Annotated in this window: 4 protein-coding genes; 3 read left to right on the top strand and 1 reads right to left on the bottom strand. The window is 70.0% G+C overall.

Annotation, left to right across the window (positions count from 1 at the left end; genetic code table 11):
* The 3 genes from ABZ070_RS35895 to ptsP form a co-directional block, all read left to right on the top strand.
* Positions 1-199, top strand: a 199-nt coding sequence (locus ABZ070_RS35895) for a hypothetical protein (RefSeq protein ID WP_356640237.1), incomplete at its 5' end; no start/stop codon positions are given.
* 268 nt (positions 200-467) lie between these two features.
* The gene (locus tag ABZ070_RS35890) at positions 468-917 is read left to right on the top strand and encodes a PTS glucose transporter subunit IIA (protein ID WP_356640235.1); all 450 of its coding nucleotides are present in this window, start codon (positions 468-470) and stop codon (positions 915-917) included.
* Positions 918-991: 74 nt separating this feature from the next.
* Entirely contained in the window at positions 992-2,662 is a 1,671-nt protein-coding gene (gene ptsP, locus ABZ070_RS35885) for a phosphoenolpyruvate--protein phosphotransferase (RefSeq protein ID WP_356640233.1), read from the top strand.
* Positions 2,663-2,730: 68 nt separating this feature from the next.
* Here ptsP and ABZ070_RS35880 read toward each other — a convergent pair whose 3' ends face one another.
* Positions 2,731-3,648 (bottom strand): hypothetical protein, encoded by a 918-nt coding sequence (locus ABZ070_RS35880; RefSeq protein ID WP_356640231.1) that lies wholly within the window; start codon positions 3,646-3,648, stop codon positions 2,731-2,733.
* Positions 3,649-3,870: the final 222 nt, after the last annotated feature.

Here is a 3,870-nt window from a genome sequence, read left to right as displayed (position 1 = left end):
CCATCCGAAGATGGACGGGGTATCAACATATCTGGCGTTGATTTTTGGCACACTGTTGAGTTCTCAAGGAACGGACGCTTCCTTTGTACTCACCCGCAGAACATTTTCTGGGGCTTTCCTCCGGGCGCTTCCCTTTCGGCGTTTCCAACACTATCAGGCTTTCCCGGCCCCTCTGACCACCACCCTGCGGGCACCCTGAGGGCCACCAGTGGTTTAGACCAGTTAGGATCCGGCTTGATGAGCGCTACTGCCGACCCCCGACTCAGCGTCGCGTTGGGGTCAGGCAGGGCTACGACAGTACAGGCCTACCGGCAGATGACGCAAATCCCTTCCGGTGCGCCCCTACTCCGTCAACTGGTAGGTCTAGGGCGGAACTAGGACTTCTCATGACCTACCCTTCTGAAACAGTGCGCCGCCCACGACACGCCGTGACGGCGCCGAACGAATCTCCGCCCCTGGGAGGCTCCATGACCACAGTGACGTCCCCTCTTGCCGGACGGGCCATCGGGCTCGCCGCGGTGCCCGACCCGGTGTTCTCCGGTGCGATGGTCGGGCCCGGGACTGCCATTGACCCCGTGCGTGAGCCGTCGGAGGCCGTCTCTCCGGTCGACGGCATCATCGTGTCGCTGCACCCGCATGCCTTTGTCGTCGTCGACGAGCAGGGGCACGGGGTACTGACGCACCTCGGCATCGACACGGTGCAGCTGAACGGCGAGGGCTTCGAGCTGCTCATCAACAAGGGGGACACTGTGCGCCGCGGTCAGGCCGTGGTGCGCTGGGACCCGTCGGCCGTCGAGGCCGCCGGCAAGTCCGCCATCTGCCCGGTCGTGGCGCTCGAGGCCACCCCCGATGCTCTGTCCGGGCTCCGTGAGGACGGCGAAGTGAAGGCCGGCGACACCCTCTTCGGCTGGCAGTGACCGCCGACGCCGGTGACGGCGGGTCGGAGATTCATCGCGGCGGCACGGATCGTCGCTCTATCGGAGACGGTGAAATGGAGACAACGCTGCGAGGCGTCGGCGTGAGCCACGGTGTGGCGATCGGCGAGGTGCGGCACATGGGCACGGCGGTTCTCGAGCCGCCGGCCAAGCAGATCCCGGCGCAGGACGCGGGGCGCGAACAGGGGCGCGCCCGTCAGGCTGTCGAGGCCGTGTCCGCCGACCTGATTGCACGCGGCAATCTGGCCGGCGGGGAGGCACAGGCGGTGCTCGAGGCACAGGCCATGATGGCGCAGGACCCGGAGCTGATGGCCGATGTCGAGCGCCGTATCGCGGTCGGCAGCACGGCCGAGCGTGCGGTGTACGACGCGTTCGCCGCCTACCGGGCGCTGCTGGCCGGTGCCGGCGAGTATCTGGCCGGGCGGGTCGCGGACCTGGACGACGTGCGGAACCGGATCGTGGCGCGTCTGCTGGGCGTGCCGATGCCGGGAGTACCCGACAGTGACGAGCCGTATGTACTGATCGCCCGGGACCTGGCGCCTGCGGACACCGCGCTGCTGGACCCGGCACTGGTGCTCGGGTTCGTCACCGAGGAGGGCGGGCCGACCAGCCACAGTGCCATTCTGGCGCGGGCGCTCGGGGTGCCTGCCGTGGTCGCTCTGCCGGGCGCGGGTGAGATCGCCGAGGGCACGCTGATCGCCGTCGACGGCAGCACGGGCGAGATCTTCGTGGAGCCGGGCGAAGAGAAGCGCGAGCAGATGGAGCAGGCCGCGGCCGAGCGCAGGGCGGCCCTCGCGGCGTCCACCGGGCCGGGAGCGACGTCCGACGGACACAAGGTGCCGCTGCTGGCGAACGTCGGCGGCCCCGCGGATGTGCCCGCGGCCGTGGACGCCGGTGCGGAGGGGGTCGGTCTTTTCCGTACCGAGTTCCTGTTCCTGGACGACAGCAAGCAGGCTCCGTCGGAGGAGAAGCAGGTCGAGGCTTACCGCAAGGTGCTCGAGGCCTTTCCCGAGGGGCGAGTGGTCGTGCGGGTGCTGGACGCCGGCGCGGACAAGCCGCTCGACTTCCTGACCCCGGCCGACGAGCCGAACCCGGCGCTGGGTGTGCGCGGGCTGCGCTCGCTGCTGGACCACCCGGAGGTGCTGCGGACACAGCTGTCGGCGCTGTCGAAGGCCGCGCAGGGGCTGCCCGTGTACCTCGAGGTCATGGCGCCGATGGTCGCGGACCGTACGGACGCCAAGGCGTTCGCCGACGCGTGCCGGGAGGCGGGCCTGCGGGCGAAGTTCGGAGCGATGGTGGAGATCCCGTCCGCCGCGCTGCGGGCGCGCTCGATCCTGCAGGAGGTCGAGTTCCTTTCGCTCGGCACCAACGACCTCGCGCAGTACACCTTCGCCGCCGACCGGCAGGTGGGTGCCGTTTCACGGCTGCAGGACCCGTGGCAGCCCGCGCTGCTCGACCTGGTGGCGCTGTCCGCGGAGGCGGCCAAGGCCGAAGGCAAGAGCTGTGGTGTGTGTGGTGAGGCTGCCTCCGATCCACTGCTGGCGTGTGTGCTGACCGGTCTGGGTGTGACGTCGCTGTCGATGGGGGCCGCGTCGATTCCTTACGTGCGCGCGACGCTTGCGAAGTACACGCTGGCGCAGTGCGAGCGTGCGGCCGCGGCGGCGCGTGCCGCGGACACCGCCGAGGAGGCCCGGGTGGCGGCGCAGGCGGTGCTGTCCGGCGAGTAGCCGGGCGCGGCACGGCGCCGATGGGTGACAGGGGGCTTCCCGCTGCGGCGGGGAGCCCCCCTTCGGGGTCAGTGATGGTGCTCCGGGTCGTCGGTGGTGACGGGGAAGCCCGCGCAGTACTCGACGCCCGGCTCCGGGGACAGCGGGTCGCCGGTGGTGGAGTCTGTGCAGTAGGCGCTGAACACTTCGCCCGCGGTGAGCGGATCGAGGCGGCCCTGGTGGAGCCGCCAGCCGTGGAGGTGGTCGGGCGTGTCGGGGGTGCTGGTGCGGAGCACCACTCCCCCGGTGGTCTTGAGGGCGATTCCCGCGGCGAGGACGGTGACGAACTCGGCGCCTTCCGCGGCGTCGATCTGCGCCGATGTCGACGGGCCGCCCTGGGCGTGGAGAACGGCGAGAAGCTGTTCGTCCGGACCGGGGACGCTGCAGACAAGGTGGTGCGTGCCGGGCCCGGCCACCTCGAGCAGGCGCATCAGGATGCGGGAGGCCATGTCGAACGCGGACCTTCCGATGTCCTGTCCGCAGTCCGCGCACGCGCCGAGGTCGGCGAGGAGCATGGTGGCGTACTCCCATGTGGCCTGGCGGACAGCCTTGTTGATGAGCTGGGGCAGCAGCGCGCGCAGGGGCTGCCCCGTGTACGCGACGCCGACGCCGCGGCCCGCGAGCTCTGCGGTGAAACGGCTGCGGCCTGCCGGGGCGTCGGCGTCGATGCCGGCCTCCGCGCAGTACTCGGCGAATTCACCGGGGTCGAAGAGGGCCACGGACGTGTGCAGTTGCTGGGCAGCCAGGGTTTTCAGCAGCTGCTCGGACTGTCGTAGATAGGTGCTGTAGTCGTCGAACGCGAAGGTGCGGTAGCGCCGCATGGCCGTGAAGTCCTGTTCGTCGGCGAGGATGCCGACGGTGCTCGGGACTTCTCGGCGCAGTGCGCGCCGCATCGCTGCGTTGCCGCCGGTCTGCCTGGACTGCCTGGACTGCTTGATGTGCGCCATGTCGATTCCCCCAGTGCGCTGTCGATCATTCGTGACTCACGGTAGTGGGAGGCACTGACAACGCCGCTCCCCGCAACCGGTCGGCATTCCGGCGGAGGTCGATCACGTCCGCCGGCCTCGGACTTCGCCTGGTCGGACTTGAGCCGGCCGTCGGAACCGAAGTCACGGCCTTGGGCGACGCGCTGCCCGTCGACCGTGTTCAGGCGGGCCGTCAGGGTGGAG

Source organism: Streptomyces sp. NPDC006283, assembly GCF_040613325.1.
GTDB lineage: Bacteria > Actinomycetota > Actinomycetes > Streptomycetales > Streptomycetaceae > Streptomyces.
The sequence above is the reverse complement of the archived record's forward strand: the minus strand, read 5'-3'. Positions and strand labels throughout refer to the sequence as shown.

What these genes read in the sequence shown, in the direction of transcription:
- ABZ070_RS35890 (WP_356640235.1), top strand. Translation starts at nt 468, where the DNA reads ATGACCACAGTGACGTCCCCTCTTGCCGGACGGGCCATCGGGCTCGCC.
- ptsP (WP_356640233.1), top strand. Translation starts at nt 992, where the DNA reads ATGGAGACAACGCTGCGAGGCGTCGGCGTGAGCCACGGTGTGGCGATC.
- ABZ070_RS35880 (WP_356640231.1), bottom strand. Translation starts at nt 3,648, where the DNA reads ATGGCGCACATCAAGCAGTCCAGGCAGTCCAGGCAGACCGGCGGCAAC.